At 63.3% G+C, this 26,620-nt stretch carries 29 protein-coding genes; 15 read left to right on the forward strand and 14 right to left on the reverse strand.

Annotated features, from left to right (window positions below; genetic code table 11):
• Positions 1–4: 4 nt before the first annotated feature.
• Entirely contained in the window at positions 5–1,573 is a 1,569-nt protein-coding gene (locus tag G8E03_RS03735) for a Re/Si-specific NAD(P)(+) transhydrogenase subunit alpha (RefSeq protein ID WP_166193837.1), read from the reverse strand.
• 188 nt (positions 1,574–1,761) lie between these two features.
• Between G8E03_RS03735 and mutL the strand changes: the two genes are divergently transcribed.
• Entirely contained in the window at positions 1,762–3,597 is a 1,836-nt protein-coding gene (mutL, locus tag G8E03_RS03740) for a DNA mismatch repair endonuclease MutL (protein WP_166188810.1), read from the forward strand.
• On the opposite strand, the gene G8E03_RS03745 is transcribed toward mutL, so the two are convergent.
• The 3 genes from G8E03_RS03745 to gloB form a co-directional block, all read right to left on the reverse strand.
• Positions 3,594–4,208, reverse strand: a complete 615-nt coding sequence (locus G8E03_RS03745; RefSeq protein ID WP_166188812.1) for a DedA family protein — start codon at positions 4,206–4,208, stop codon at positions 3,594–3,596. The two genes, mutL and G8E03_RS03745, sit on opposite strands and share 4 nt — an antisense overlap.
• Positions 4,201–4,608, reverse strand: coding sequence for a hypothetical protein (locus tag G8E03_RS03750; RefSeq protein ID WP_166188814.1), 408 nt, complete (start codon positions 4,606–4,608; stop codon positions 4,201–4,203). Before G8E03_RS03750 ends, G8E03_RS03745 begins: the two co-directional genes overlap by 8 nt.
• A gap of 90 nt (positions 4,609–4,698) precedes the next feature.
• Positions 4,699–5,466 (reverse strand): hydroxyacylglutathione hydrolase, encoded by a 768-nt coding sequence (gloB, locus tag G8E03_RS03755; protein ID WP_166188817.1) that lies wholly within the window; start codon positions 5,464–5,466, stop codon positions 4,699–4,701.
• A gap of 63 nt (positions 5,467–5,529) precedes the next feature.
• Between gloB and G8E03_RS03760 the strand changes: the two genes are divergently transcribed.
• The 7 genes from G8E03_RS03760 (at position 5,530) to G8E03_RS03790 (ending at position 11,889) form a co-directional block, all read left to right on the forward strand.
• Positions 5,530–6,297 carry a class I SAM-dependent methyltransferase gene (locus G8E03_RS03760; protein WP_166188820.1) on the forward strand — a complete coding sequence of 256 codons (768 nt, stop codon included), beginning with the start codon at positions 5,530–5,532 and terminating at the stop codon, positions 6,295–6,297.
• Positions 6,298–6,560: 263 nt separating this feature from the next.
• The gene (locus G8E03_RS03765) at positions 6,561–7,121 is read left to right on the forward strand and encodes a F0F1 ATP synthase subunit delta (RefSeq protein ID WP_166188823.1); all 561 of its coding nucleotides are present in this window, start codon (positions 6,561–6,563) and stop codon (positions 7,119–7,121) included.
• Positions 7,121–8,659 carry a F0F1 ATP synthase subunit alpha gene (gene atpA / locus G8E03_RS03770; protein WP_166188825.1) on the forward strand — a complete coding sequence of 513 codons (1,539 nt, stop codon included), beginning with the start codon at positions 7,121–7,123 and terminating at the stop codon, positions 8,657–8,659. The genes G8E03_RS03765 and atpA overlap by 1 nt, the downstream gene beginning before the upstream one ends.
• A 36-nt stretch (positions 8,660–8,695) precedes the next feature.
• Entirely contained in the window at positions 8,696–9,565 is an 870-nt protein-coding gene (locus G8E03_RS03775; RefSeq protein WP_166188827.1) for a F0F1 ATP synthase subunit gamma, read from the forward strand.
• A gap of 17 nt (positions 9,566–9,582) precedes the next feature.
• Positions 9,583–11,007, forward strand: coding sequence for a F0F1 ATP synthase subunit beta (gene atpD, locus G8E03_RS03780; RefSeq protein WP_166188829.1), 1,425 nt, complete (start codon positions 9,583–9,585; stop codon positions 11,005–11,007).
• A 56-nt stretch (positions 11,008–11,063) separates the two neighbouring features.
• Complete coding sequence (atpC, locus tag G8E03_RS03785; protein ID WP_166188831.1) at positions 11,064–11,474, forward strand: ATP synthase F1 subunit epsilon; 411 nt, start codon at positions 11,064–11,066, stop codon at positions 11,472–11,474.
• Between the two features lie 64 nt (positions 11,475–11,538).
• Positions 11,539–11,889, forward strand: a complete 351-nt coding sequence (locus tag G8E03_RS03790) for an H-type lectin domain-containing protein (protein WP_166188834.1) — start codon at positions 11,539–11,541, stop codon at positions 11,887–11,889.
• A gap of 18 nt (positions 11,890–11,907) precedes the next feature.
• On the opposite strand, the gene G8E03_RS03795 is transcribed toward G8E03_RS03790, so the two are convergent.
• The gene (locus G8E03_RS03795; protein WP_166188836.1) at positions 11,908–12,366 is read right to left on the reverse strand and encodes a pyridoxamine 5'-phosphate oxidase family protein; all 459 of its coding nucleotides are present in this window, start codon (positions 12,364–12,366) and stop codon (positions 11,908–11,910) included.
• 6 nt (positions 12,367–12,372) lie between these two features.
• Positions 12,373–13,392 carry a ribose-phosphate pyrophosphokinase gene (locus G8E03_RS03800; protein WP_166188838.1) on the reverse strand — a complete coding sequence of 340 codons (1,020 nt, stop codon included), beginning with the start codon at positions 13,390–13,392 and terminating at the stop codon, positions 12,373–12,375.
• A gap of 118 nt (positions 13,393–13,510) precedes the next feature.
• Between G8E03_RS03800 and G8E03_RS03805 the strand changes: the two genes are divergently transcribed.
• Genes G8E03_RS03805 through G8E03_RS03815 form a run of 3 tightly spaced genes read left to right on the forward strand, consistent with a single transcriptional unit; the run spans position 13,511 to position 15,215 of the window.
• Positions 13,511–14,119, forward strand: a complete 609-nt coding sequence (locus tag G8E03_RS03805; protein WP_166188840.1) for a 2-hydroxychromene-2-carboxylate isomerase — start codon at positions 13,511–13,513, stop codon at positions 14,117–14,119.
• Complete coding sequence (locus G8E03_RS03810; RefSeq protein ID WP_166188843.1) at positions 14,119–14,439, forward strand: hypothetical protein; 321 nt, start codon at positions 14,119–14,121, stop codon at positions 14,437–14,439. Before G8E03_RS03805 ends, G8E03_RS03810 begins: the two co-directional genes overlap by 1 nt.
• Positions 14,436–15,215 (forward strand): alpha/beta fold hydrolase, encoded by a 780-nt coding sequence (locus G8E03_RS03815; RefSeq protein ID WP_166188845.1) that lies wholly within the window; start codon positions 14,436–14,438, stop codon positions 15,213–15,215. The genes G8E03_RS03810 and G8E03_RS03815 overlap by 4 nt, the downstream gene beginning before the upstream one ends.
• On the opposite strand, the gene G8E03_RS03820 is transcribed toward G8E03_RS03815, so the two are convergent.
• From G8E03_RS03820 to G8E03_RS03840, 5 genes are all read right to left on the reverse strand, one after another.
• Positions 15,212–16,240 carry a threonine aldolase family protein gene (locus G8E03_RS03820; RefSeq protein WP_166188847.1) on the reverse strand — a complete coding sequence of 343 codons (1,029 nt, stop codon included), beginning with the start codon at positions 16,238–16,240 and terminating at the stop codon, positions 15,212–15,214. The genes G8E03_RS03815 and G8E03_RS03820 overlap by 4 nt on opposite strands.
• Complete coding sequence (locus G8E03_RS03825; protein WP_166193840.1) at positions 16,237–16,683, reverse strand: YcgN family cysteine cluster protein; 447 nt, start codon at positions 16,681–16,683, stop codon at positions 16,237–16,239. Before G8E03_RS03825 ends, G8E03_RS03820 begins: the two co-directional genes overlap by 4 nt.
• Positions 16,684–16,735: 52 nt before the next feature.
• The gene (locus tag G8E03_RS03830) at positions 16,736–17,641 is read right to left on the reverse strand and encodes a bifunctional riboflavin kinase/FAD synthetase (protein ID WP_166188850.1); all 906 of its coding nucleotides are present in this window, start codon (positions 17,639–17,641) and stop codon (positions 16,736–16,738) included.
• Positions 17,642–17,677: 36 nt separating this feature from the next.
• Positions 17,678–18,130, reverse strand: coding sequence for a MaoC family dehydratase (locus tag G8E03_RS03835; protein WP_166188853.1), 453 nt, complete (start codon positions 18,128–18,130; stop codon positions 17,678–17,680).
• 125 nt (positions 18,131–18,255) lie between these two features.
• Positions 18,256–18,711 (reverse strand): GAF domain-containing protein, encoded by a 456-nt coding sequence (locus G8E03_RS03840; protein WP_166188855.1) that lies wholly within the window; start codon positions 18,709–18,711, stop codon positions 18,256–18,258.
• Positions 18,712–18,752: 41 nt separating this feature from the next.
• Here G8E03_RS03840 and nadC point away from each other — a divergent pair, with 41 nt between their 5' ends.
• On the forward strand, positions 18,753–19,622 hold the full coding sequence (gene nadC / locus G8E03_RS03845; RefSeq protein WP_166188858.1) for a carboxylating nicotinate-nucleotide diphosphorylase: 870 nt from the start codon (positions 18,753–18,755) through the stop codon (positions 19,620–19,622).
• Positions 19,619–21,208, forward strand: coding sequence for a glucose-6-phosphate isomerase (gene pgi / locus G8E03_RS03850; RefSeq protein WP_166188860.1), 1,590 nt, complete (start codon positions 19,619–19,621; stop codon positions 21,206–21,208). Before nadC ends, pgi begins: the two co-directional genes overlap by 4 nt.
• On the opposite strand, the gene G8E03_RS03855 is transcribed toward pgi, so the two are convergent.
• Positions 21,196–21,447, reverse strand: coding sequence for a DUF2061 domain-containing protein (locus G8E03_RS03855; protein ID WP_166188863.1), 252 nt, complete (start codon positions 21,445–21,447; stop codon positions 21,196–21,198). The genes pgi and G8E03_RS03855 overlap by 13 nt on opposite strands.
• Before the next feature lie 133 nt (positions 21,448–21,580).
• Between G8E03_RS03855 and G8E03_RS03860 the strand changes: the two genes are divergently transcribed.
• The gene (locus G8E03_RS03860) at positions 21,581–22,420 is read left to right on the forward strand and encodes a helix-turn-helix domain-containing protein (RefSeq protein WP_166188865.1); all 840 of its coding nucleotides are present in this window, start codon (positions 21,581–21,583) and stop codon (positions 22,418–22,420) included.
• Positions 22,421–22,554: 134 nt separating this feature from the next.
• On the opposite strand, the gene G8E03_RS03865 is transcribed toward G8E03_RS03860, so the two are convergent.
• Complete coding sequence (locus G8E03_RS03865; protein ID WP_166188867.1) at positions 22,555–23,871, reverse strand: ammonium transporter; 1,317 nt, start codon at positions 23,869–23,871, stop codon at positions 22,555–22,557.
• A 43-nt stretch (positions 23,872–23,914) separates the two neighbouring features.
• Positions 23,915–24,253, reverse strand: coding sequence for a P-II family nitrogen regulator (locus tag G8E03_RS03870; protein ID WP_166188870.1), 339 nt, complete (start codon positions 24,251–24,253; stop codon positions 23,915–23,917).
• A gap of 302 nt (positions 24,254–24,555) precedes the next feature.
• Here G8E03_RS03870 and G8E03_RS03875 point away from each other — a divergent pair, with 302 nt between their 5' ends.
• Positions 24,556–26,604 carry a transglycosylase domain-containing protein gene (locus G8E03_RS03875; RefSeq protein WP_166188872.1) on the forward strand — a complete coding sequence of 683 codons (2,049 nt, stop codon included), beginning with the start codon at positions 24,556–24,558 and terminating at the stop codon, positions 26,602–26,604.
• Positions 26,605–26,620 lie beyond the last annotated feature (16 nt).

The raw sequence follows: 26,620 nt of genomic DNA on the forward strand, positions 1-26,620 counted from the left end.
TTCCTCAGCTCTTCTGGAACATGGCGAGCATACGGCGCGTCACCATGAAACCCCCGACGATGTTGATGGAGGCGATCAGCACCGCGATGGCGGCCAGCACGACGGCCCACCCCTCGCCCGAGCCGATTTGCAGCATCGCCCCGATGATGATGATCGACGAAATCGCGTTGGTCACGGCCATCAGCGGCGTGTGCAGCGCCGCCGTCACGGACCAGATCACCTGATAGCCGATGAAGCAGGCCAGCACGAAGACGATGAAATGCGCCATGAAGCTGGCAGGCGCGATGGCCCCGATCAGCAACAGCAGCAGGCCCCCGCCGACCAGTGCCGCCATTTGCATCCGGCCATTCTTGCGCGCGGTGGCGGCTGCCTCCGCCAGCTTTTCCTCGGCGGTCTTTTCGGGAGCCTTGGGTTTTGCGGCCGCGATTGCCTTGGTTTTCGGCGGGGGCGGCGGGAAGGTGATTTCGTTCCCGTGCACCACGGTGGCGCCCCGGATCACGTCGTCCTCCATGTTGTGCACGATCACGCCGTCATTCTCAGGAGTCAGATCGTCCATCATGTGACGGATGTTGGTCGCGTAGAGGGTCGAGGACTGCGTCGCCATGCGGCTGGGCAGATCGGTGTAGCCGATGATCGTGACACCGTTGTCGGATTCGATCTTCTCGTTCTCGACGGTCAGCTCGCAGTTGCCACCACGCTCGGCGGCCAGATCCACGATGACGGAGCCGGGCTTCATCGCCTCGACCATATCCTTGGTCCACAACACCGGCGCATCGCGTCCGGGGATTAGGGCCGTGGTGATGACGATGTCCACGTCCGGTGCCAGCTCACGGAACTTCTGAAGCTGCTTTTCGCGGAATTCAGGTGAGGAGGGAGCCGCGTAGCCGCCGGTCTCCGCGCCATCGGTCTGCTGTTCGTCGAAGTCGAGGAAGACGAATTCCGCGCCCATCGATTCGATTTGCTCGGCCACTTCGGGGCGCACGTCGAAAGCATAGGTGATCGCGCCCATCGAGGTCGCCGCACCGATGGCCGCCAGACCGGCGACACCGGCACCGACCACCAGAACCTTCGCCGGGGGCACCTTGCCCGCCGCGGTGATCTGGCCGGTAAAGAACCGTCCGAAATTGTTCGACGCCTCGACCACGGCGCGGTAGCCGCCGATATTGGCCATGGAGGACAGGGCGTCCATCTTCTGCGCGCGTGAGATTCGCGGCACCATGTCCATCGCGATCACAGTCGCGCCCTTGCCCTTGAGCGTATCCAGAAGCTCGGGGTTCTGAGCCGGCCAGATGAACGAGATGATCGTCTGTCCTGCTCGGATGTATCCGATTTCCGCATCGTCGGGCGCGCGGACCTTGCTGATCACGTCAGCGGCGGCATAGACGGCAGCGGCGTCGGGCAGAACCTCCGCCCCTGCCGCAGTGTAATCGGCGTCGTTGAAGCGGGCAGCCGCGCCGGCACCGGCTTCGATGACGCAGTCGTGTCCGAGTTTGGCCAGGGCAGCGACACTTTGCGGTGTCATTGCCACACGTGCCTCTCCGGGCCAGGTTTCCTTGATCGCGCCGATTTTCATGGGCATGTCTCCTCGCAAGGCTGGGGTGAGAATTATGTGACACGTCATCGCACGATAGGAAAGCCACGAATCCACATGCGACGCAGGAATGCGCAATAATGTGACTGCTTACGTAACGTCAATCTTTGCGATTGTTTCGCGCATGTTCCGGGTGGGCGACTCGCATGAGGAATGCTAGATTTAGTCTCATGACAAATCAGGACCGCAACATAGATGCTGAACGCCGCGCAATTCGGCAGCTCGACCCGACTGAATCCAATCGGATCGCCGCTGGGGAGGTTGTCGAAAGGCCCGCGAGCGCGGTCAAGGAACTGCTGGAAAATGCGCTGGACGCTGGCGCCAGCCGGATTTCGATCGCCGTGGCGGACGGGGGAAAGACGCTGATCCGGGTCACGGATGACGGGCATGGCATCGCGCGGGGGGAATTGGCCCTCGCATTGTGCCGTCATGCCACGTCCAAGCTGGACGGTGACGATCTGGTCAACATCCGCTCGTTCGGGTTTCGGGGTGAGGCGCTGCCCTCCATCGGGGCGGTCGCCCGGTTGCGTCTGTCCAGCCGCGTCGCCGGGGCGGAGGCGTGGGAGATTTCGGTCAATGGCGGTGCCCTTGCCGATCCGGTGCCCTGCACCCTGCGCGGCGGCACGGTGGTGGAGGTGCGCGACCTGTTCCACGCCACGCCCGCACGCCTGAAATTCCTGCGCACCGACCGGGCGGAATTGCAGGCCATATCCGAGGTGGTCAAACGGTTGAGCCTGTCCGCGCCCGCCGTCGCCATATCGCTGCGCGACGTTTCCGGCGGCGGTGAGGGCCGGGTGATCTATTCCGCCGAACGGGCCGATCCCGCCGCGCGGATGGAGGCGGTTCTGGGCCGGGATTTCCGAACCAACGCCATCGAAATCGACGCCGTGCGGCAGGGCATCACCATGACCGGCTTCGCCGCATTGCCGACCTATAGCCGGGGTGCGGCGGTCGCGCAGTTCCTGTTCGTCAACGGGCGGCCCGTGCGTGACAAGCAACTGACCGGTGCGCTGCGCGGTGCCTATTCCGATTTCCTCAGCCGGGACCGGCATCCGGCGGTGTGCCTGTTCCTGACCTGCCCCCCGTCCGAGGTGGACGTGAACGTGCATCCGGCCAAGACGGAGGTCCGCTTTCGTGAACCCGGGCTGGTGCGCGGATTGATCGTGTCCGGTCTGCGACAGGCCCTGGCGGAGGCAGGGCATCGTGCTTCGACCACGGTGGCGGATGCGACGCTGGGCGCGATGCGGCCAGAGGCTGCCGCGCAGCCCCGTATCTATCAGATGGATCGCCCGTCCTTGGGTGACCGGCCCGCCCCCTATTCTGTGCAGCCCGCCCCGACCGGCTTCGCTGACGATGGCAGCGGCTGGGCCGGCGCGCGGACGGAGCCTGCCCCCGCCGTGCCCGATCAGGTTGAGGAAACCCCGGCCTATCCGCTGGGTGTGGCACGGGCGCAGTTGCATGAGAATTACATCGTCGCGCAGACCCCGGACGGCATGGTTCTGGTCGATGCCCATGCCGCGCATGAACGGCTGGTCTACGAGCGGCTGAAGGCGCAGGCGGCGGCGCGATCCGTTCCGTCGCAAGCCTTGCTGATCCCCGATATCGTGGACTTGCCCGCCGATGATCTGGCGCGACTGGCCGATGCACGCGAAACCCTGTCGGCGGTCGGTCTGGATATCGAGGCATTCGGCGCAGGCGCGGTCGCCATCCAGTCGGTCCCGGCCGCGCTGGGACAGGTGGACGGCAAGGCCCTGCTGACGGACATCTGCGACGAGTTGGCGGACCAGGGCACCACCACCCGGATCGCTGACAAGCTGGACGCGATCCTGTCGCGGATCGCCTGCCATGGCTCGGTCCGTACCGGGCGGCGGATGCAGGCGGAGGAGATGAACGCCCTGCTGCGAGAGATGGAGGCGACCCCCCATTCCGGCCAGTGCAACCACGGCCGTCCCACATATGTGGAGCTGAAGATGAAGGACATCGAGAGGCTGTTCGGGCGCAGTTAGAGGCGCCCGGCCCGCGCCTTTGCCTTCGCGCGCAGGACACCCCTGATCCACAGGGTCGCCGCCGCCGCCAGAACCAGCGTCACCACCAGCCCGACGATATCGGTCATGATCTGGGCCACGACGGTCACGTGATCCATGAAGGTGTAACCCAATCCAATATAGACCGTGACCCAGATCACCTCCCCCAGAATATCTCCTACGGTGAAACGCAGCCAGCTCAGCCCGGTCGCGCCCGCGATGAAATTCACCCAAGGTCCCAGCGGCGCAACAGCCCAAGTGGACAGGAAAACCCCCATGCCGCCCCGGCGATCCACCAGATCGGTGGCCCGTTTCAGCACCGCAGCCCGCGTGGGGGATCGTGACAACCGCGCCACCAGCGTCCCGCCGCCGACCCGGCCGATCAGATATCCTGTCTGATCGCCCAGAATGGCCCCGGCCAGCGCGGACAACCCTACAGGCCACGCATCCAGATCGCCCGAGGCGACAAACGCGCCGCCGGTCAGCATCATCAGCGATGTGGGGATCGGCAGGGCGAGACATGACAGAAATGCCGAGGCAAAGATTACATAGATGCCGTAATCCGTTATCAGTTCGACGATCGTTTCAGTCATCCCGGCGCGTCCTGCCGTTGCCTGTTGGCGTATCGCGGGGGGTGCCCTCACGGAATGCGGCGATGGCCGATTGCGCCTCTGCGATGACCTGCTCGACCGGCACGCCGCGAAACTCTGCCAGTTCGGCCAGGGTCATCGGGCCGTCTGGGGGTGGCACCGGTGCATTCAGCGCCTCGAGGATCACGGCAGGCGGCACCCGCCACGACCGCGCGACGTAGCGGGGCGTCATCCAGTCCGCCAGGTCTTGCTCCTGCTGAACCTTGATGGCGCGATCCTGCCAGAACAGCACGGTCCGCACGCCGAAGAAGAATGTCCCCGCCAGCGCCAGCGACAGGATGATCGTCGCGATGGGGGCCGCTGCCCACAATCGGCTGACGAATGCTTGTGCCCTGCTCAACATCGGGGTCTCCGCTACGGGGTCGGTCCAGCTATTTCTACGTTGTCTTCTACGAACGCCCGCGACGGACCCGTCGCGGGCGTTCGCTGGATCCTAGAAATTGTCCTTGCGGTTGCGCACCTCGGTAAAGACCTCGGCATCGGTGGCGTCCGGCATGCCGACGGCGGATTTCACGCTGGCGATATGTGCGCGCAGGAACGGGTTCGTGGCCTTCTCCTCGGCCAACGAAGAAGGGACCGTGGGCATGTTGCGTTGCCGCGCCTCGTCTATGCGCGCGGCCCGCGCGATCAGGTCGTGATTGTCGGCTTCGATGCTGAGCGCGAATTTCGCATTGCTCTGCGTGTATTCGTGACCGGAATAGACGATGGTGCTGTCGGGCATGTTGAGGAATTTCTGCATGGAGGCCCACATCATCGGGCCGTCCCCCTCAAACAGCCGCCCGCATCCCAGCGCCATCAGGCTGTCGGCGGAAAACACCGCATCGGAATCGGGGAAGTGGAACGCGATGTGCCCGACCGTGTGCCCCGATACGTCGAGCACGTGGCCCTCGCTTTCCCCGACGGTGACGGTGTCGCCTTCCTCCACGGCCTGATCCAGCGTCGGCAGGCGGTGGGCGTCGGCCTTGCCGCCGATAACCTTGCAGCCGTATTTGCTGCGCAGTTCCTCCACCCCCTGAATGTGGTCGTCGTGGTGATGGGTCAGCAGGATCATGTCGAGGTCGAGCCCCCGCGCGTCCAGCGCCGCAATCAGGGGTGCGGCTTCGGGTACATCGACGATGGCGACGGTGCCGGTCGCGGCGTCGCGCAGAATGTAGGCGTAGTTGTCCGAAAGACAGGGAACGGTCTGAATGTCGAGGGCCATGGTGCGAGGCTCCTTCCTTGGCTAGTGTCATCTTGAAACTGTGTCATCAGGGCAGATAGCGCAATGCATCTCGATGTCGTCGATTTGAAGGCTTTCTACTATCGCACCCGTCTGGGGCGCGGCGCGCAATCAGCGCTGCAGCGCTGTCTGCGTGGTATGTGGCCCGATGTCAGCGGGCAAAGCGTGGTGGGCTATGGCTTCGCCGCGCCGTTCCTGCGACCCTTCATGGCCGAGGCGGACCGGCTGATGAGCTTCATGCCCGCGCCGCAGGGCGTGATGCCGTGGCCGCCGGGGCTGCCGAATCTCAGCGCGCTGGTGCAGGAGACGCACTGGCCCGCGCAGGCAGGCTCCATCGACCGGATCGTTGTCGCCCACGGGTTGGAAACATGTGAACGCCCCGGCGCCTTGCTGGAGGAGATCTGGCGCGTTCTGGCGCCGGGGGGGCGCGTGATCTTCATCGTGCCGAACCGCACCGGCATGTGGGCGCAGCGCGACGTCACTCCCTTCGGCCACGGGCGGCCCTACAGTTTCGGACAGCTCGACACCCAGCTTCGCGCGCATCGGTTCGAACCGCTGGTACGTGAGGCGGCGTTGTATCTGCCCCCTTCGCACAGGCGCGGCATGTTGCGGATGCAGGGAACGGCGGAGCGGTTAGGCGTGCGGTTGCGCGCGCACCGTCTGGCTGGCGCATTGGTGGTGGAGGCCGTCAAACAGGTTCATGCCCTGCCACGGGGCAAGAAACGCGAGGCCCGCACGACCATCAGCATATTGAGCGGTCTGGGCGTGCCGGAACCGGGTCGCGCGGGGCGAAGTGTTGCGGATTCGCCCTGAATCGCACGCTGCTGCTGTGCAACTGCGACATAAATCACCCGGATTCATGGGGCGAAACTGCGTTATATGACCTGCATTTAGGCTAAGGGTTTGTAGTTGCTGAGAAGTCCAATTGCGGTTCAGGCTTTTGATTATATTGCCCTGTGCGAAATGCTCTGCTATCACCCGCCCAGTTTCATCCGCAGGCCGCCCAACCGGCCGGTCATGAATCACTGCGGCCCGTCGGTCATGCCCGATGGTCTGCTCAAGAATGGGGTGCCCCCTTGGCAACAGCATCCGCCCATGTCTCCGGAATCGCGGGACGCTACGCGACGGCTCTGTTCGAGCTCGCACAGGAAGACGATTCCGTCGCGCAGGTCGAAGCCGACCTGACCGCGATCGAATCCGCATTGGCCGAAAGCGCCGACCTGCGGGAGTTGATCTCCTCGCCGGTCTACAGCCGTACGGACCAGCAAAACGCCATGCGTGCACTGGCGCAGGCCATGTCGCTCGGCAATACGGTCAGCAACGGACTGGAGCTGATGGCTTCGCGCCGTCGCCTATTCGTGCTGCCGGACGTGATCGCCGCCGTAAAGGCGCTGGCCGCCGATGCGCGCGGTGAGGTCACGGCAGAGGTTACATCTGCGACGCCGCTGTCCTCGGAACAGCTCGACGCGCTCTCCGCATCGCTCAAGGCCTCCGTCGGCCGTGACGTGACACTGAACACGACAGTCGATGAGAAGATCATCGGCGGTCTCATCGTCAAGGTAGGCTCGAAGATGATCGACACCTCGATCGCTTCGAAGCTCGCCGCCATGAAAAACGTAATGAAAGAGGTCGGATAATGGCAATCCAAGCCGCGGAAATCTCTGCGATCCTCAAGGACCAGATCAAGAATTTCGGACAGGACGCCGAAGTCGCCGAAGTGGGCCGCGTGCTCAGCGTCGGTGACGGCATCGCGCGTGCGCACGGCCTCGACAACGTCCAGGCGGGCGAAATGGTCGAGTTCCCGGGTGGTATCCGGGGTATGGCGCTGAACCTCGAAATCGACAATGTCGGTATCGTGATCTTCGGCTCCGACTCCAAGATCAAGGAAGGCGACACCGTCAAGCGCACCAAGTCCATCGTGGACGTGCCCGTCGGCAAGGGCCTGCTGGGCCGCGTCGTCGATGCGCTGGGCAACCCGCTGGACGGCAAGGGCCCGATCGAGGCGACCGAGCGTCGCATCGCGGACGTCAAGGCGCCTGGCATCATCCCCCGTAAATCGGTACACGAGCCGATGCTGACGGGCCTCAAGTCCATCGACGCGCTGATCCCCGTCGGTCGTGGCCAGCGTGAGCTGATCATCGGCGACCGCCAGACCGGCAAGTCCGCCGTGGCGCTCGACGCGATCCTGAACCAGAAGTCCTATAACGAGGCGGCTGGCGACGACGAGAGCAAGAAGCTGTACTGCATCTACAACGCCGTGGGTCAGAAGCGATCCACCGTGGCCCAGCTGGTGAAGAAGCTGGAGGAGAACGGCGCGATGGAATATTCCATCGTCGTGGCCTCCACCGCGTCCGAGCCTGCGCCGATGCAGTTCCTCGCCCCCTATTCCGCCACCGCGATGGCCGAGTATTTCCGCGACAACGGCATGCACGGCCTGATCATCTATGATGATCTGTCCAAGCAGGCGGTCGCCTATCGTCAGATGTCCCTGCTTCTGCGTCGCCCGCCGGGCCGTGAAGCGTATCCGGGTGACGTTTTCTACCTGCACTCTCGCCTGCTGGAGCGTTCGGCGAAGCTGAACGAGGACAACGGCGCGGGCTCGCTGACGGCACTGCCGATCATTGAAACGCAGGGCGGCGACGTGTCCGCGTTCATCCCGACCAACGTGATCTCGATCACCGACGGCCAGATTTTCCTTGAGACGGAACTGTTCTACCAGGGCATCCGCCCCGCGGTGAACACCGGTCTGTCGGTTTCGCGCGTCGGCTCCGCCGCACAGACGAAGGCGATGAAGTCGGTTGCAGGCTCGATCAAGCTGGAACTGGCGCAGTACCGCGAAATGGCGGCCTTCGCCCAGTTCGGCTCCGACCTCGACGCGTCCACTCAAAAGCTGCTGAACCGCGGTGCACGTCTGACCGAATTGCTCAAGCAGGCGCAATATTCGCCGCTGACCAATGCGGAGCAGGTCATCGTGATCTATGCCGGTACGAAGGGTTATCTCGATGACCTGGCCGTCAATCAGGTCAAGCCGTTCGAGATGGGTCTTCTGTCGGAACTGCGGAACCACCACGCGGATCTGCTGAACGATATCCGGGACAACGATCGCAAGGTCGCCGGTGATCTGGAAGAAAAGATCAAGTCGGTGCTCGACAGCTTCAAGAAGTCGTTCGCCTGATCCGTCGCAGATAGTTAAGGGAAGGGAGCAAGGCATATGCCGAGCCTCAAGGACCTGAAAATCCGCATCGAATCAGTCAAATCGACGCGGAAGATTACCAAGGCGATGCAGATGGTCGCTGCCGCAAAACTGCGCCGTGCGCAGGAAGCGGCGGAGGCTGCACGCCCCTATGCCGAGCGCATGGAGGCCGTGCTGGGCAACCTGGCTGCGGGCGCGAAGAATTCCGCGTCCGCCCCGATGCTGCTGCGCGGCACCGGGTCCGACCAGACCCATCTGTTGATCGTTGCCACGTCCGAACGTGGTCTGTGCGGTGGTTTCAATACCAACATCGTCAAGCTGGCGCGGACCCATATCCGCAAGCTGCTGGCCGATGGCAAAACCGTCCAGATCATCACGGTCGGAAAAAAGGGGCGGGAGCAATTGCGTCGCGATTACGGTGAACTGATGGTCGATCACGTCGATCTGTCGGGGGTGAAGCGTGTCGGCTACGACAACGCTTCGGAAATTGCCGATGACGTTCTGTCCCGCTTCGCACAGGGTGATTTCGACGTGGCCACGCTGTTCTTCTCGGCCTTCGAGAACGTGATCACCCAGCGCCCGACCGCGCAGCAGATCATCCCGGCCGTGGTCGAGGAGGGTGCCGATAGCGGCGCGCTCTACGATTACGAACCCGAGGAGGACGCGATCCTCGCGGATCTGCTGCCGCGTTCCGTCGCGACGCAGATCTTCACCGCTCTGCTCGAAAACGCCGCCTCCGAACAGGGCGCGCGGATGTCCGCCATGGACAACGCGACGCGCAACGCGGGCGAGATGATCGACGACCTGACCATCCAGTTCAACCGGACACGTCAGGCTGCGATCACCAACGAGCTTATCGAAATCATTTCGGGCGCTGAGGCGCTCTGACGACTGGAGAAACAGACATGGCAAATGCTGTCGGCAAAATCACCCAGGTGATCGGCGCGGTCGTCGACGTTCAATTCGACGACCACCTGCCCGAGATCCTCAACGCATTGACCTGCGACAATAACGGCCAGCGGCTGGTGCTCGAAGTGGCACAGCATCTGGGCGAAAGCACCGTTCGGACCGTGGCGATGGCCGCGACCGAAGGTCTGGTGCGCGGTCAGGAGGTCACCGATACCGGGGCCTCCATCCAGGTTCCCGTGGGTGAAGGCACCCTGGGCCGCATCATGAACGTGGTGGGTGAGCCTGTGGACGAAAAGGGTGAGGTCAACGTGACCGAGTATCGCTCGATCCACGGTGAGGCGCCTACATTCGAGGCACAGTCCACCTCCTCGGACATCCTGGTCACGGGCATCAAGGTGATCGACCTTCTCGCCCCCTATTCCAAGGGTGGTAAGATCGGCCTGTTCGGCGGTGCCGGCGTGGGCAAGACGGTTCTGATTCAGGAGCTGATCAACAACATCGCGAAGGTGCACTCGGGCTATTCCGTGTTCGCCGGCGTGGGGGAGCGGACCCGTGAGGGCAACGATCTCTACTACGAATTCATCGAGTCCGGCGTCATCAACGCCGAAGACCTGACGAAATCCAAGGTGGCACTGGTTTACGGCCAGATGAACGAGCCTCCGGGTGCGCGTATGCGTGTGGCACTGTCCGGCCTGACCATGGCAGAGCAGTTCCGCGACCAGTCGGGCACGGACGTTCTGTTCTTCGTGGACAACATCTTCCGCTTCACGCAGGCCGGTTCCGAGGTGTCCGCACTTCTGGGTCGTATCCCCTCCGCCGTGGGCTATCAGCCGACGCTGGCGACCGATATGGGCCAGATGCAGGAGCGGATCACCTCCACCAAGGCGGGGTCGATTACCTCGGTTCAGGCGATCTACGTGCCTGCGGACGATTTGACCGATCCGGCGCCTGCGACCTCGTTCGCGCACCTCGATGCGACCACGGTTCTGTCGCGTGCGATCTCCGAGCTGGGCATCTATCCTGCGGTTGATCCGCTCGATTCCACCTCGCGTATCCTCGACCCGCAGGTCGTGGGTGAGGAGCACTATCAGGTTGCCGTCGACGTTCAGCAGATGCTTCAGCGGTACAAGTCGCTGCAGGACATCATCGCGATCCTGGGCATGGACGAACTGTCCGAAGAGGACAAGCTGACCGTGACCCGCGCGCGGAAAATCCAGCGCTTTCTGTCGCAGCCCTTCGACGTGGCCGAAGTGTTCACCGGTTCGCCGGGCGTTCAGGTCCCGCTGGAGGACACGATCGCGTCGTTCAAGGCCGTTGTGGCGGGCGAATACGATCACCTGCCCGAGGGTGCGTTCTATATGGTCGGTGGCATCGCGGACGTGATCGCCAAGGCCGAGAAGATGGCCGCCGCCGCGGCCTGATGAACTCTGTCGCGGTTTCGGGGTCAGCCTGAAACCGCACCGAACAGGAGGCTATGATGGCCGATACGATGCAGTTCGATCTCGTCAGCCCCGAGCGGAGCCTCCACTCCGCTCAGGTCACGCGCGTTCAGCTTCACGGTGAAGAGGGCGAGATGACGGTCATGCCGAATCACGTCCCGACACTGACCCTTCTGCGTCCCGGTTTCATGACAGTGCATGAGGGCGGTGAGGTTCACGATTACGTCGTGACCGGCGGTTTCGCAGAAATCGGTCCCGACGGTCTGACCGTGTTGGCAGAGCAGGCATCCCTGCGTGCCGACGTCACGACCGACTGGATCGAACGGGTAATCGACGCGGCCGAGAAGGCAGCACTCGACGCGCCCGCAGACATCCATATCACCATGAACCAGCGCGTGAACCACGCACGGTTTTTGGCGCAGCAATTGGGTATCACGCCCAATATTTGAGCCATGGTGCAGACTACCTAAAAACCCCGTCGATCCGGCGGGGTTTTTTCGTTAAAGCGTTGATATGAGAAGAATTGACACAAATTGGCTGGGCGTCGCGGAAGGGTTCGTGACGATGTTCGATCACTGGTCCGATGCCACGGATATGTGGGACGGTCTGGGGGAGCGTCGGGTGGAAAAACCGGTCGCGTTCGGCGGGGCCTTCGCCTCGATCCCGGTGGTGCATCTGTCGCCCACCCTGATCGACGCCCATTCCGATACCTATCTCAGGCTCAACATTCGGGCGGAGGAGATCAGCGAGACGGGCTTCGTCATGGCGGTCAGCGTCTGGGACGATACGCGCATCGCGCGCCTGGGGATCGACTGGCAGGCGCTGGGGCCGCTGGACGACCCGGATGAGAAATGGGACGTTTGACGGGTCAGCAATCTCGGCTCAGGGCCAGGCCAGATCGGGCCCGCTGCGGAAATACGACACATTGTTGGTGAACATGCTGTCGGGGCGCAACCGTATGAACCGCCCCGCCGGATCGTCGATCCGTGCAATATTATCCACGAACCACTGGTTCCAATCGGACGCCTTGCCCAGATAGCGGTTCAGCAGGCGCCGGAACCGCGCGGGGTCGTTCGGCTCGATGTTGGCGCTGCCGCGCAAGCCGAGGTGCAACAGGATTCCCACCGCCGGATCGAACTCGGTGATCTCTACCGCGCAGGCGGGGCGGGAGGTCAAACGGCGGACGGAACTGCTGTCCTCGCTTCCCAGCATCCACAGGGCGTCATCCTCCCACAGAAACCAGACCGGCGCGTTGCACGGCGTTGCGTCGGACGAAACGCTGGACAGGATCGCCATCAGCGGTCTGGTGAGCAGGACCTGCGGATCAAAAGGTGTCGGCATCGCGCCTCACTTCATCGGATAGAATGCCTCGTAAATCGGGCCGAGGGTGTCCTCATTGAACAGCGATGACACGCTGGATCCGTTCGAGATGTTGAGGATCGCCTGCGCGAACATCGGGCCGATGGGCACGACCCGGATGCGCGGCTCATCCTGCACGGGCTGGGGCTGCTCGATCGAGTCCGTGACGACCAGCGATTTCAGGACCGAACCGGCGATGCGCCCCACGGCGGGGCCGGACAGGACGCCGTGCGAGATATAGGCGTGAACCTCCTTGGCGCCGCCCTCCTGCTGCAACAGTTCGGCGGCTTTGCACAGGGTGCCGGCGGTGTCGCAGATGTCGTCCACGATGATGCAGACGCGATCCTTCACGTCACCGATGATCATCATCTCCTCGATCTCACCGGGTTTGGAGCGCCGTTTGTCCACGATGGCAAGTCCGGCACCGATCCGCTTGGCCAATTCGCGGGCCCGCGCCACACCGCCCACATCGGGGGAGACGACGGTGACCTCGCTCAGGTCGGGGAATTGCTGCTTGATGTCGAGCGCGAAAACCGGGGCGGCATAGAGGTTGTCCACCGGAATGTCGAAGAAGCCCTGAATCTGGCCCGCATGCAGGTCCATCGTCAGAACGCGGTCAACGCCGGCCTGCGCGATCAGGTTTGCCACCAGCTTGGCCGAGATCGGCGTGCGCGCGGCGGTGCGTCGGTCCTGCCGTGCATATCCAAAATAGGGAATCACCGCCGTCACCCGCTGGGCGGAGGATCTGCGCAGCGCATCCGCCATGATCAGCAGTTCCATCAGGTTGTCGTTCGCCGGATTGGACGTGGACTGGATGATGAACATGTCTTCATCGCGGACATTGTCGAAAACCTCGACAAAGATCTCCTTGTCGTTGAACCGTTCGACCCGCGCGTTGGCCAGGTTCACGGGGGCGCCGCGATAGACCGTCATCCGCCGGGCGATGTTGCCGGCCAGCTCCTTGTTCGCGTTTCCGGATATGAGCTTCAGGTTGATGTCGGATTTCATCGGGGCAGTCCTCTTGAACGGCATGGGAAACCTCTGTGGCACGTTATGGGCGGGCAATATCATTGAGTACGCGCTATGCAAAGCCTATCTGAGGAAACGTCACGAATCGGAGCGGCACATGACACAGATCGACTACTACCTCTTCCCCCTTTCGCCCTTTACCTATCTTGCGGGAACGAAACTGGAGGAGATCGCCCAAAAGCACGGCGCCAGCGTGAATTACAAGCCATTCGATCTGTTCCGCGTCTTTGCCGAGCATGGCACCCAGCCGCCGGGAAAGCGTCATCCCTCACGTCAGAGCTACCGTTTGCAGGAAATCGCGCGAATCGCCCGGATGAACAACCTGCCGGTAAATCCCCAGCCGCTGCACTGGCCCACGGACCCCAAGCGCGCCGCGGCGGCGATCATCTACGCGCAGGAATTCGCGCATGAGCATTCCAGAGGAGATGTCGGCAAGCTGAGCTTCGAGATCCTGTCGGCCTGCTGGGCACGGGAGCAAGACATCGCGCGCGAGGACGTGATCGAGACCTGTCTGACCGCCGCGGGCTTCGACGCGGGGATCGCGCAGCGTGACCTGCAATCGGCGCTGGATATCTATGAGCGCAACACGGATGAAGCGTTGGCCGCGAACGTGTTCGGCGCGCCGACCTATGTGCATGGCAACGAGGTGTTCTGGGGACAGGACCGGTTGCCGTATCTGGACGCTCATCTGGCGGTGACGGGCTGATGCGGGGGGATTTTGCAAATGCCGCGACGGGTCTGCGGCAGGGCTGTATCGCGGCCCCGTTGATGCTGGCGGCATGTGCGCCCCTCACGCTTGGGTCGGACAGTCAGGTGGAGCGGGTGCGCAGCGGCATGTCGTTTCGCGATGTGGTGGCCGCGATCGGCCCCGCGCAGGCCTTTGAGCAGACGCGCGACAACCGCCTGATCTGTACCGCGCATATCTATGACGAGACGTCGGAGCCGCGCTGGATTCACGTGGCCTATCAGGAGGCACGCGTTGTACGGGCCAGCGACGGGCATATCGGACCGGAGTGTGAGGCATGATGCTGGGCGGTGCGCAGACCGGACTGCACAAAACCGGATCGTCTGGACCCCGTGTCCTGCTCTCCCACTGCTCGCTGGCGCATTCGGGGGCTTGGCGTGGCATGTTGAGCCATCTGGGTGAGGTCCGGGCCGAGGCTCTAGACCTGCCCGGTCACGGCAAGTCGGACACCGATCACACGCGGCGTCCGCGACGGCAGGCCGCGGATGCGATGCTCGAAGTGCTGGGCGAGGGTCCCGCGCATCTGGTCGGGCACTCGTTCGGTGGCGGCGTCGTTCTGCGCACCGCGCTGGACCGACCCGAGGCCGTGGCCAGCGTCACCCTGATCGAACCGATGATGTTCTATCTGCTGGACGATGACGACCCGGTCGCGATCGCTGAGGAGGCCGCCACGTCGCATTATGTCGATGCCGTCGCCAAAGGGGACGCGGAGCGCGCTGCGAAGGAGTTCATGGCCCTGTGGGGCAGTGGTGTGGCCTGGGATGACATGCCGCAGAGCGTGCGTGACTATTCCGTCGCGCGGATGGATTTCGTTGCTTCCAGCGTTGACGATGTCACCGGGCGCGACAAGGATCAGATCACGCTGGATCAGATCGCCTCGCTGCCTTGCCCGGTGCAGGTGATTGCCGGTGCGCAGACGCGTAATTCCGCCCTCGTCATATGTGAGAAGATCGCCAGCCGGCTCAGCACGCGACCGCATCTGGTGGCGGGCGCGGGGCATATGGTGCCGATCAGCCACCCGGCGGAGGTCGCGGCCCTGATCCGGCAGATGTTCTAGAGCAGGGCGCTGAAGGCGTCGATCTGGTCCTGCGTTGTGGCCCAGTTGCACACGAGGCGCGCGCTCAGCAATTGGTGCGCGTCCCCCTCCAGCGAGGCCTCGGGGATCAGGTAATACTGCGCGCCCGCCGCGTGCAGACGCTGGTGCGCGGCCCGCGACAGGCGGCAGAAGATCTGGTTGCCCTCGACCGGATGTATCAGCGCCTCGGTCCCGATGGCGCTGGCCAGTCGCGCGGCGGCATCGTTGGCCGCGCCCGCCAGTTCGCGCCACAGATCATGCGTCAGATAGGCGTCCATCTGCGCGGCGAGGTAGCGATGCTTGGAAAGCAGATGCCCGCCACGCTTGCGCCGCCGCTCCAGCTCCTGCTGCTTCGTGCCGTCGCGCAGGATCACCGCCTCGACCCCCGGCAATCCGTTCTTGGTTCCGCCGAAAACCACGGCGTCCAGTCCTGTGCGCATCAGCTCCGCCGGGGTATAGCCGCCCGCCACCATCGCGTTGGACAGTCGCGCCCCGTCCAGATGCACCGCCATGCCCGCGCGATGCGCAATCCCGACCACCTCGGCTATTTCGGCTAATGGCCACAGGGTGCCTGCCTCGCTGAGATTGGACAGCGACACGATTGCAGGCGGGACGGAGTGGATGCCGTTGGGCGTTTCAGCAATGGCACGGCTCAACGTTTCCGCCGTGAAGCGGCCATGCGCGCCGTCCATCAGGGTCAGCTTGCCACCGCCGATGAAGAATTCCGGCGCGCCGCCCTCGTCCTCCTCGATATGGGCCTGCCGGTGGCAGTAGATGCGCCCCCAGGGCGGGCATAGGCAAGCCAGCGCCAGTGCATTCGCCGCGGTTCCCGTCGCCGCCAGCACCACCGCCGCGTCAGGCACATCGAACAGCGCGCGCAGGCGATCCGCGACCGATAGGCTCAGCGGATCGTTGCCATAGGGCATGGCATAGCCCTGATCGGCGCGGGTCAGCGCCTCCCACACCTTGGGGTGTGCCGGGCCGGAATTGTCGGAGGCGAAATTCATGAAAGATCCTCCACAATGTGTTCTTCGTATTCTTCCTCATCGACCTCGAATTCCGCAACAGTGCGTCCAGCCATCGAATGGCCGGCCTGTGCGACGCTTTCTGTGTCGCCGGTCATCAGGGGGTGCCAATCGGGGATCGGCTTGCCCTCATGCCGCAGGCGATAGGCGCAGGTCTGCGGCATCCAGTGCGCAATCTGGGGCAGGGTCTCCGCGTCGAGCACGACACAGCCCGGCACCAGTTGCTTTCGCAGGGCGTAGTTGCCGCAGCGACAGGTCGCGGGATCGAACAGGCGGCAGGCGATGTCTGTGTAGGCGACGCCGCCGGTGTCCTCATCCTCCAGCTTCAGCAGGCAGCACTTGCCGCAGCCATCGCACAGCGCCTCCCATTCGGGGCGGGTCAGTGCGTCGAGCGGCAGGGTCCAGAACTTCGGGCGGTGTGTCATGTGGCCGCTATACAGGCCCGGTGTCGATGCCGCCAGTGGGTGCCCCGCCCTGTCAGGACAGAAGCCTGCGCGTTTCTTCGACATCCCGGTGCATCTGGGCGATCAGCGGCTCCATGCCGTCGAATTTCAGTTCCGGACGCTGGAAATGCATGAGGGCAACGGACAGTTCCTCGCCGTAAAGATCACCCGAGAAGTCGAGCAGCATCACCTCCAGATTCGGGGCGTTGTCCCCGAATGTCGGGCGTGAGCCGAGCGAGGCGATGGCGTCGTAGGTTCCGCTGTGCGGGCCGTCGCGAACATCCACCCGGCAGGCATAGATGCCGAAGGCCGGCAGATGCAGCCCGGCCATGGAGATGTTCGCCGTCGGAAATCCCATCTCTCGCCCGCGTTTGAAGCCGTGCTCAACCACGCCCTCGATCCGGTGCCAGTGTCCCAGCATCGCGGCGGCATCGGTGGGCCGACCCTCGCTGAGGGCGGTTCGGATCGCGGTGGAGGAAACCGCGCCGTCCGATCCTTCGAGCAGGGGGGCAATGGTCAGCGCGAACGGTGCCTGTGACAGGGTGTCCGTGCTGCCCTTGCGCGATTTGCCAAAGCGGAAATCGGCACCGACAACCAGATGGGCGATGCCAAGCCGGGCGATCAGCACCTCATCCATGAAGGCTTGCGGAGTGAGGTCGGCCAGCGCCCGGTCGAACGGAATTTCGTATAGGTATTCGACGCCGAGCTTTTCCAGCCGGTGCGCGCGCGAAGTCGCGTTCATCAGCCGGAACGGAGGGGCGTCGGGGGCGAAGACCTCACGCGGGTGCGGCTCGAATGTCACCACGCCCAGCGGCATGTCAGGCCGGCGCGCCAGATCGAGCACGGATTGGTGGCCAAGGTGCAGGCCATCGAAATTGCCCATCGCGACGGAGGCTCCGCGCGCGATTTGAGGCACATCAAGGCTTTGGTAACGCTGCATGTTTTACCCGGATAATGCCGGGCGGACCGGCTGGTCTCAGTCGAATTTCGCGGAAGGTGCCAGCACGATCGCTTCACCCTTGAGGACCACGGTATCGCCCACGCGGGCGGCGCAATCAAGCGTGACACGGCGTTTGGCGTAATCAATGGCCGCGACAGTCACTGTCGCCTCGACATGATCGCCGGGGCGCACGGGGGCCATGAACTTGAGGCTTTGACCCAGATAGACCGTTCCGTGACCGGGCAACTGCTCCCCTATCACGGCCGAAATCAGCCCGGCGGTCAGCATTCCATGGGCGATGCGGCCTTCGAAAATGGTGTCGCGGGCGTAATCCTCATCCAGATGAACGGGGTTGTGATCAGTGCTAAGCGCCGCGAACGCTTCGATTTCTTCCATGCCTATCGTTTTGCCCACGGATCGGGACATGCCGATTTCGAGTTCCTCTATAACGATGGTGCCCTTGGGCAAGTTCGAGCCGTGGTCAAGCATGGGTGCCTCCTGCTGCATCTGCGAAGAGATATAGCATGAAATTCTGCCCACGCAAGAAAAATTCACAAACAATGCGCGCTGCGCAATCTATGGTCGCAGCCAGTTTTCAACCTCCAGCAAGCCAGTCAGGGCAGCGGTCCGAAAACCTCCGCCAGAATCGATTCGAGTGCGTCGCGATCATCCTCGTCAAAGGCATCGGGATCATTGCTGTCCACGTCGAACACCGCGATCAGCCTGCCGGAGGAATAGACCGGGACGACGATTTCGGAGCGGGTGCTGGCGGCGCAGGCAATGTGGCCGGGAAACGCCTCTACGTCCGAGACAAGCTGGGTTTGCCCCGAACGGGCCGCCGCACCGCAGACGCCACGGGAAAACGGGATGACCAGACAGCCGTGCCCGCCCTGATAGGGCCCGATCTTAAGCACATCCGCGCCGACGACCCGGTAAAAGCCGGTCCAGTGAAAATGCGCGAAATGGTGATGCAACTCACACGTCACGGTCGCCATCAGGGCGATGGGGTCGTCTTCCCCTTCACACAGGGACGTGATTGCGGCATGTACTTCGTGATATCTGGGGTGCATCGCGATCTCCTTCGTACTGCCAGACAACATGAGGTGTTTCGATGCGCAAGCCGTACCTGCCCGTTCTGCCCGCGCCCCTGCTGCGCAACGCGGTTGAGGCCGCCTTGCTGGAGGATCTGGGCCAGGCGGGGGATGTAACCTCACTCGCCACGATCGCGCCCGATATCCGGGCCGAGGCTGTGATGAACGTACGGCAGGACGGCATCGTTTCGGGGCTGGACGTGGCGCGCGCGGCCTTCGCGGCGCTGGATGCCAGCACACAGTTCGAGGCGCTGGTCGCGGATGGCGATCGCGTGCAGGCCGGACAGGACATCGCCCGGATCACCGGCAACGGCCGGTCCGTCATGGGGGCGGAACGGGTGGCCCTGAACTTCCTGATGCACATGTCGGGCATCGCCACGCATACCGCGCGTTTCGTGGCCGAATTGCAGGGCACAAATGCGCGGGTCGTGTGCACGCGCAAGACAACACCGGGCCTGCGCGCGTTCGAGAAATACGCCGTGCGCTGCGGCGGCGGAACCTCGCATCGCTACGGTCTGGACGATGCCATCCTCATCAAGGACAACCATATCGCGGTTTGCGGCGGTGTGGCGCAGGCCGTGGCCCGCGCCAAGGGCTATGTCGGGCATCTGATGGCGGTGGAGGTCGAGGTCGATACGCTGGATCAGTTCCGCGCCGCACTGGATGCGGGCGCGACGATCGTGCTGCTCGACAACATGGATACCGATACCCTGCGAGAGGCCGTGGCGATGGGCCGTGGCGCGGTGTTGGAGGCGTCGGGCAATGTCGATCTGAACACCATACGCGCCATCGGCGAAACCGGTGTCGATTATATCTCGACCTCGAAAATCACGATGGCGGCAGGTACGCTGGACATCGGCCTGGATATCAAGCTTGGAGTGAACGGATGAACTGGAATGAACTGAAGGCGACCTTCGGTCCCACCATCGCGGAATTGCAGGATGAGGACCGGTTCCTGGGGTTTTCCGCCACGTTCGACGACATGCTGTTCGATTATTCCCGGACCCAGATGACGGACGATGCCCGTGAGGGCCTGTTCGACATGCTGGAGGAGCGGGAGTTCGAGCTAATCCGCGAGGCGATGTATTCCGGTGAGAAGATCAACGTCACCGAGGGGCGGCGCGTCCTGCACACCGCGCTGCGCATGCCCGAGGGCACCCGGATGATGGCGGATGACGAGGATATCGCCGCGACGGTGCTGGACAGCCGCGCGGCCTGCTATGCCTTTGCCGACGCCGTGCGGGCGGGGGAATACGCCGCCGCCGCCGGGGCGTTCACCGATGTGGTGAATATCGGCATCGGCGGCTCTGACCTCGGCCCCGTTCTGGTGGCCGAGGCGCTGGTCGCGGACATGGACGGGCCGCGCCTGCATTTCGTGTCGAACGTGGACGGTGCCGCGCTGAACCAGGTGTTTCAAACCTGCGATCTGAGCAGGACATTGTTCATCATCGCCTCCAAATCCTTCGGCACGATCGAGACGATGGAAACCGCCAAGATGGCGCTGGCCCGCATGCAGGATGAGGTTGCGGATGCCAGCGTGCATTTCGCCGCCCTGACCACCAAGCCCGACGCGGCGGCGGAGCAGTTCGGCATTCCGGCGCAGCGGTGCTTTGGCTTTGCCGATTGGGTCGGGGGGCGGTTCTCCGTCTGGTCGCCCATCGGATTGCCCCTGATGATCGGGCTGGGCCCGCAGAAATTCGGTGAGTTTCTGGCCGGTGCGCATGAAGTGGACGAGCATTTCCGCACCGCGCCCCTGGGGCAGAACCTGCCGGTGCTGATGGCGTGCGTCGGGGTCTGGCATCGCAATGGCTGTGGGTATCCGACCCGCTGCGTCGTGCCCTATGACACCCGGCTGGCGACGTTGCCGCAATATCTGCAACAGCTCGACATGGAATCCAACGGCAAGCGCGTGACGGTTGAGGGGGATGAGGTCGATGTCGCCACCTCCCCCGTCGTGTGGGGCAGTGCAGGAACCAACGCCCAGCACGCCTATTTCCAGATGCTGCATCAAAGCCCGACGCCGCAACCGCTGGAATTCATGATCGCCGCCAAGCCCGTGGCCGAGGGATTCGAGCATATGCAGAAGATCCTGATCGCCAATTGCTTCGCCCAGTCGCAGGCGCTGGCCTATGGCCGGTCTGAGAAGGAGGCCGAGGATCTGATGATCGAGGGCGGCATGGGCCCGGTCGAGGCGCGCGAACTGGCACCGCATCGCACCTTCCCCGGCAACCGCCCCTCGACCCTGCTGATGTACCGCGAGCTGTCGCCGCGCACCCTGGGCCGGATCATCGCACTGGCCGAGGCGCGCTGCTTTACCGAGGGGGTGTTCTGGGGCGTGAACAGCTTCGACCAATGGGGTGTGGAACTGGGCAAGGTTCTGGCCACCGACATGCTGCCGCATGTGGAGGGGCGATTCTCACCCGATATGGTGGATGAGGCCCTGTCCGGCCCGCTGGCGCATTATCACGGATTGTGAGTCGAGGCCGCACCGGAAACCGATGTGGGGGCGGGGGGCAATCCTCGCCCCCATGCGATTCTGGACCAGATCATCTCGTGCACGAAATACGCGATGAACCCGACCACGCACCCGACGATGGCGATGCCGCCGCCCGCTAGCAGCGATCCGGTAAACAGGAAGCCGATCAGCATCATCGACACCAGTCCGGCGGCTTGCCAGGTTATTGCCTTGGTGAAGAGTCTGATCGTGCTGTCCATGGTGGGTCTCCTTAGTTTCTTCAGGCGTGGGTTTCTTCAGGCACTGGCTATCGCAGCTTCGCCGGGTTGGACATTTGGTGAGTTTGCTGCGTAATCTCTGTAATGCTGTATTTTATCTGCAAAGTGGACCGTAATGGACAAGCGTGAGCGCGCAGCGATCTTCCGCGATAGATTGCATCAGGCGATGCTGCGGGCAGACATAACGAAAAGCGGATTGTCGCGCGCCACGCAGGTGGATCGCTCGACCATCGGGCAACTGCTCAAGGACGATCATCCGCGCCTGCCCAATGCCCAACTGGCGGCCGACGTGGCCGACGTGTTGAGCGTCAGCACCGATTGGCTGCTGGGGCTGACAAACAGGCCGGAAACCCCAGGCGACATTGTCGCCGCCGCGATGTCGTTAAGCCCGGCTGAGCGTAGCTCCGCCGATGCGCAGTTGCTGGAATGGCATCAGGAGGCCGCCGGTTACAAGGTCCGCCACGTTCCCGCGACCCTGCCTGACATATTGAAAACGGAACGCATGTTGCGGTGGGAATATGCCTCCTTCGCGGAACGGCAGACACCCGAGGCCTTCACAGCGATGCGCGACCAGCGCGCTTTGTTGTCGGAGGGGGTGTACGATTACGAAATCGCCATCCCCCTGCATGAGATCGAGGCCTGTGCGGCAGGCACCTCCTATTACCGCGACGCGGACAGGGACATGCGGTTCGAGCAGTTGGAATTCCTCGCCGATCATTGCGAGCGGATGCTGCCGCGATTGCGGATCTTCCTGTTCGACGCACGCAAGGTCTTCAGCTCACCCGTCACGGTCTTCGGGCCGAATCTGGCGGTGGTCTATGTCGGGCAATGCTATCTGGCGTTTCGTGAGGTCGAACGGGTGAAATCCCTGACCGCGCATTTCGACTGGCTGGTGCGGTCGGCAGTGGTGGACGCGCGCGATGTGCCGGGGCATATTCGCGGGCTGATGGCCTGAACTGGCGTTCCGCATGTTCTAATAAAAAAGACCCGACGCTGATGCGCCGGGTCAGTTGGAAATGAACCTCTGGTGAAGTTCACTCGGGGAAAGTTTCCGTGCGGCGGCGCGGGCCGCCGCACGGGCACCGGGGCTTAGCCCTTGGTGAATTCGGGATAGGCTTCCATGCCCATTTCGGTCGCATCGAGGCCTACGATCTCGGATTCCTCATCGACGCGGATGCCCATCGTGACCTTCAGGATTGTCCAGACGATGTAGCTGACGATGAAGACGAACAGACCGATGGAGATGACGCCAATCGCCTGCGTCACGAAGCTGGTCCCGTCATTGGTCAGCGGCACGGCCATGGTGCCCCAGATGCCGGCAATCAGGTGAACCGGGATGGCACCGACCACGTCGTCGATCTTCAGCTTGTCTAGCATCGGAACGGTGAACACCACGATCACGCCACCGATACCGCCAACGATCAGCGCCATGAACAGCGAGGGGGCCAGAGGCTCCGCCGTGATCGACACCAGACCGGCCAGCGCGCCGTTCAGCACCATGGTCAGATCGACCTTGCCATAGACGACTTGCGTCAGGATCAGGGCGACGACCGCACCTGCGGCAGCTGCCATGTTGGTGTTGGCGAAGATGCGCGAGATGTCGGTCACGTCACCCACGGTGCCCATGGCCAGCTGCGAACCGCCGTTGAACCCGAACCAGCCGAGCCACAGGATGAACGTACCCAGCGTTGCCAGCGGCATGTTGGAGCCGAGCATCGGAACCACCCGACCGTCGGGGCCGTACTTGCCGATACGCGGGCCGAGGATCAGTGCACCGGCCAGCGCCGCGAAGCCGCCTGCCGCATGGACCAGCGTCGAGCCTGCGAAGTCGGAGAAGCCCATCTCGCTCAGGAAACCGCCGCCCCACTGCCAGGATGCCTCGATCGGATAGATGAAGCCGGTCAGCACGACCACGAAGATCAGGAACGGCCACAGCTTGATCCGCTCGGCCAATGTGCCGGACACGATCGACGCGGTGGTGGCGCAGAACATCAACTGGAAGAAGAAGTCGGAGCCGACGGAGGCATAGTCGAGCGTCGCATCCGCCGCGGCAAGGCCCACAGGCTCCAACGCGGTGGGGAAGAACGCGCCGACGATACCCGCGACGGTCCAGGCGTCGCCCGGATACATCAGGTTGAACCCGACGAGCCAGTACATGATCGACGCGATGGCGAACAGCGAGATGTTCTTGGTCAGCTGCGTCGTGACGTTCTTGGACCGGACGAGGCCGGCCTCCAGCATCGCGAAGCCCGCGGCCATCCAGAACACCAGAAAGCCGCCGACGAGAAACAGCAGCGTGGTCAGGATATAGGGGCTGGGATCGGCGGCGGCATCCTGTGCCAGCGCGGGCGTGGCGCACAGCAGGGTCGTGGCCCCCGCGACACCGAGTTTAAGCAATTTGGTCATTTCTGTCTGGTCCCTCTTGTAGTCTGGTCAGATCGAATCTGGTTCAGATGGCGTCGGCGCCGGTTTCACCGGTGCGCACGCGAATGGCCTGCTCGACATCGAGCACGAAGATCTTGCCGTCGCCGATCTTGCCGGTCTTGGCGGTGGAGGAGAGGGTTTCGATGGCCCTGTCCGCGATGGAGTCTTCGACCACCATCTCCAACTTCACTTTTGGCACGAAATTCACGACATATTCCGCGCCGCGATAGATTTCGGTGTGTCCCGCCTGGCGGCCGTAGCCTTTGACTTCGGATACCATGAGCCCTTGCACGCCGATGGTGGTGAGCGCCTCGCGCACCTCCTCCAGCTTGAAAGGCTTGATGACGGCGATGATGAGCTTCATTGCGATCCCTCGTTGTTGATCTGTAGTCGTCGGGGATCAATATGCAAGAACCGTGCCAACTTCATCGGAGGCGCTGTTTTGCCTGTGGCCAGCGGAAATCCGCCATCCGGAAACGGCGACGTTCAAATGAACGGCAGAAATCTGCGCAAAAAAACATCAGCAAAAAATTGCCGATCAAAAATTAGGCAAACCGCAAACGCAACTTTGCCGTCCAGAACGGTAAGGACGCCTTCGCAATTCCCAGCGCACGTATTAGGTTGACGAGAACAGGAATTCACACCCTCCCGGATAAACACGGACTTATGAGCAGCAAACAGACCAAGCCTTCGACACGAAAGCGCGCGCGCAAACCCTTTCTGTCCCGCCTGTTCGGAGGTGCGTTCCGGCTGATCGGAAAAATCGTCCTGCGCCTGCTCGGGCTGGTCGCCTTGGCGTCTGCTGTGGTCGTGCTCTATTTCTACATGCAGCTCCCCCCGGCGGAGACATTGCTGGACGGGCGCGAACGCGGCTCGGTCGCCATGCTGGACCGTAACGGCGAGATTTTCGCGTGGCGGGGTGAGCAGGGCGGGGTGGTGAGGGCCTCGCAGATGAGCGATGACCTGATCAACGCGGTCATCGCGACCGAGGACAAGCGGTTCTACAGACATCTGGGCATCAGCCCGCGCGGCATTGTCGGTGCGATCCGCATCAATATGAGCGAGGGGCGCGGGCCGTTGCAGGGGCATGGCGGCTCCACCATCACGCAGCAGGTCGCGAAGCTGGTCTTCCTCAGCGATGAGACGACGTGGCGTCGCAAGATACTGGAGATCCCCTACGCCCTGGCGCTGGAGCTGGCCTATTCGAAGGAGGAGATCCTCTCCATATACATGAACCGGGCTTATCTGGGGGCCTCGGCCAATGGGTTCGAGGCGGCGGCACAACGTTATTTCGGCATCAGTGCCCGGCAGGTGGACGTGCCGCAATCCGCCATGCTTGCAGGATTGCTGACCGCGCCCAGTCGCTTCGCGCCGACGCGCGACCTGTCGCGGGCGCAGAACCGCAGTCAGGTCATCCTGCGGCTGATGCACGATCAGGGCTATATCGACGATACGCAATACGCACAGGCCCGCAACAACCCCGCCGTGTTGAGCGCGGAGGCGCAGCGCCGCGCCGGTGGCTATTTCGCCGATTGGGTGATGGAGGACGGGCCCGAATTTCTGATCGAGGACTCGCGTGAGGATGTGGAGATCGCCACCACCTTCGACCCCGCCATTCAGCGCGGCGCGGAACGGGCCTTGGTCTCCGTCTTTGACGACCTTGTTCGTGACGGGTCCGAGGCGCAGGCGGCCATCGTGGTTCTGAGCGCGGACGGGGCCGTTCGCGGTATGGTCGGCGGGCGCGCAATCGGGGGGGCAGGCACTTTCAACCGGGCGACGCAGGCGTTGCGGCAGCCCGGATCGGCGTTCAAGCCCTTCGTCTACGCCGCCGCGATCGAGGCCGGGATGGACCCCAGCGATCGCATCAACGATGCGCCGCTGACGATCAATATTCCGGGATCGGGCGCGTGGAGCCCGCAGAACTACAGCCGCACCTATCGCGGACCGATTACCCTGAGCGAGGCACTTGCCCGTTCGACCAACACGGTCGCCGTGCGCGTATCCGAGCAGACAGGGCGTGAGAAGGTCATCCAGACCGCGCATGAAATGGGCCTGGACAGCGACCTGACCAACAGCCCTGCACTGGCGCTGGGCGCATCCGAGACGACCTTGCTGGATCTGACGGGGGCCTATGCCACCTTCCTCAACCGGGGACGTCGGGCGGAACCATACGGGCTGACGCAGGTTCGTCTAAGGCATGATGGCGACGTCCTGTTATCCGCCGCGCCCGAACTGGGCCACCGCGCGATCTCGGAGCGGACGGCCGGCTATGTGACTTGGATGATGAGCCAGGTGATCGAGGCACCTTACGGAACCGGCAACCGTGCAGCACTGGGCGACCGGTCTGTCGCGGGAAAGTCCGGCACGACGGACGCGGCGCGCGATGCGTGGTTCATCGGTTTCTCGGGCGATTATGTTGTCGGCGTCTGGATGGGATATGACGACAACACGCCCCTGACGGGTGTGACGGGTGGCGGACTGCCCGCCGAAATTTGGAAGCGGACGATGCAGAACGTGCATGAGGGGTTGCCGCCATCGACCTTGCCCGTGGTGGTGCCCTTTGTGCCGCAAGCGCCCCCACCGACCGCTTCGGTTGGCAATCAGGGTGGCGGCAATCAGGGCGGCGGCCAAATCGAAAGGACGATCCGCCAGGTGGATCAGAACCTGGGTGACGTGGTCGAAGGCTTGCTGCGCGGCCTGCTGGGCGGCAATTGATTTGATAGAGTTATGT

The organism is Pontivivens nitratireducens (assembly GCF_011290545.1).
Lineage (GTDB): Bacteria > Pseudomonadota > Alphaproteobacteria > Rhodobacterales > Rhodobacteraceae > Pontivivens > Pontivivens nitratireducens.

Excerpts from the sequence above, each read along its gene's own strand:
- G8E03_RS03735 (WP_166193837.1), bottom strand. The coding sequence starts at position 1,573 with ATGAAAATCGGCGCGATCAAGGAAACCTGGCCCGGAGAGGCACGTGTG.
- mutL (WP_166188810.1), top strand. The coding sequence starts at position 1,762 with ATGACAAATCAGGACCGCAACATAGATGCTGAACGCCGCGCAATTCGG.
- G8E03_RS03745 (WP_166188812.1), bottom strand. The coding sequence starts at position 4,208 with ATGACTGAAACGATCGTCGAACTGATAACGGATTACGGCATCTATGTA.
- G8E03_RS03750 (WP_166188814.1), bottom strand. The coding sequence starts at position 4,608 with ATGTTGAGCAGGGCACAAGCATTCGTCAGCCGATTGTGGGCAGCGGCC.
- gloB (WP_166188817.1), bottom strand. The coding sequence starts at position 5,466 with ATGGCCCTCGACATTCAGACCGTTCCCTGTCTTTCGGACAACTACGCC.
- G8E03_RS03760 (WP_166188820.1), top strand. The coding sequence starts at position 5,530 with ATGCATCTCGATGTCGTCGATTTGAAGGCTTTCTACTATCGCACCCGT.
- atpA (WP_166188825.1), top strand. The coding sequence starts at position 7,121 with ATGGCAATCCAAGCCGCGGAAATCTCTGCGATCCTCAAGGACCAGATC.
- G8E03_RS03775 (WP_166188827.1), top strand. The coding sequence starts at position 8,696 with ATGCCGAGCCTCAAGGACCTGAAAATCCGCATCGAATCAGTCAAATCG.
- atpD (WP_166188829.1), top strand. The coding sequence starts at position 9,583 with ATGGCAAATGCTGTCGGCAAAATCACCCAGGTGATCGGCGCGGTCGTC.
- atpC (WP_166188831.1), top strand. The coding sequence starts at position 11,064 with ATGGCCGATACGATGCAGTTCGATCTCGTCAGCCCCGAGCGGAGCCTC.
- G8E03_RS03790 (WP_166188834.1), top strand. The coding sequence starts at position 11,539 with ATGAGAAGAATTGACACAAATTGGCTGGGCGTCGCGGAAGGGTTCGTG.
- G8E03_RS03795 (WP_166188836.1), bottom strand. The coding sequence starts at position 12,366 with ATGCCGACACCTTTTGATCCGCAGGTCCTGCTCACCAGACCGCTGATG.
- G8E03_RS03800 (WP_166188838.1), bottom strand. The coding sequence starts at position 13,392 with ATGAAATCCGACATCAACCTGAAGCTCATATCCGGAAACGCGAACAAG.
- G8E03_RS03805 (WP_166188840.1), top strand. The coding sequence starts at position 13,511 with ATGACACAGATCGACTACTACCTCTTCCCCCTTTCGCCCTTTACCTAT.
- G8E03_RS03810 (WP_166188843.1), top strand. The coding sequence starts at position 14,119 with ATGCGGGGGGATTTTGCAAATGCCGCGACGGGTCTGCGGCAGGGCTGT.
- G8E03_RS03815 (WP_166188845.1), top strand. The coding sequence starts at position 14,436 with ATGATGCTGGGCGGTGCGCAGACCGGACTGCACAAAACCGGATCGTCT.
- G8E03_RS03820 (WP_166188847.1), bottom strand. The coding sequence starts at position 16,240 with ATGAATTTCGCCTCCGACAATTCCGGCCCGGCACACCCCAAGGTGTGG.
- G8E03_RS03825 (WP_166193840.1), bottom strand. The coding sequence starts at position 16,683 with ATGACACACCGCCCGAAGTTCTGGACCCTGCCGCTCGACGCACTGACC.
- G8E03_RS03830 (WP_166188850.1), bottom strand. The coding sequence starts at position 17,641 with ATGCAGCGTTACCAAAGCCTTGATGTGCCTCAAATCGCGCGCGGAGCC.
- G8E03_RS03835 (WP_166188853.1), bottom strand. The coding sequence starts at position 18,130 with ATGCTTGACCACGGCTCGAACTTGCCCAAGGGCACCATCGTTATAGAG.
- G8E03_RS03840 (WP_166188855.1), bottom strand. The coding sequence starts at position 18,711 with ATGCACCCCAGATATCACGAAGTACATGCCGCAATCACGTCCCTGTGT.
- nadC (WP_166188858.1), top strand. The coding sequence starts at position 18,753 with ATGCGCAAGCCGTACCTGCCCGTTCTGCCCGCGCCCCTGCTGCGCAAC.
- pgi (WP_166188860.1), top strand. The coding sequence starts at position 19,619 with ATGAACTGGAATGAACTGAAGGCGACCTTCGGTCCCACCATCGCGGAA.
- G8E03_RS03855 (WP_166188863.1), bottom strand. The coding sequence starts at position 21,447 with ATGGACAGCACGATCAGACTCTTCACCAAGGCAATAACCTGGCAAGCC.
- G8E03_RS03860 (WP_166188865.1), top strand. The coding sequence starts at position 21,581 with ATGGACAAGCGTGAGCGCGCAGCGATCTTCCGCGATAGATTGCATCAG.
- G8E03_RS03865 (WP_166188867.1), bottom strand. The coding sequence starts at position 23,871 with ATGACCAAATTGCTTAAACTCGGTGTCGCGGGGGCCACGACCCTGCTG.
- G8E03_RS03870 (WP_166188870.1), bottom strand. The coding sequence starts at position 24,253 with ATGAAGCTCATCATCGCCGTCATCAAGCCTTTCAAGCTGGAGGAGGTG.
- G8E03_RS03875 (WP_166188872.1), top strand. The coding sequence starts at position 24,556 with ATGAGCAGCAAACAGACCAAGCCTTCGACACGAAAGCGCGCGCGCAAA.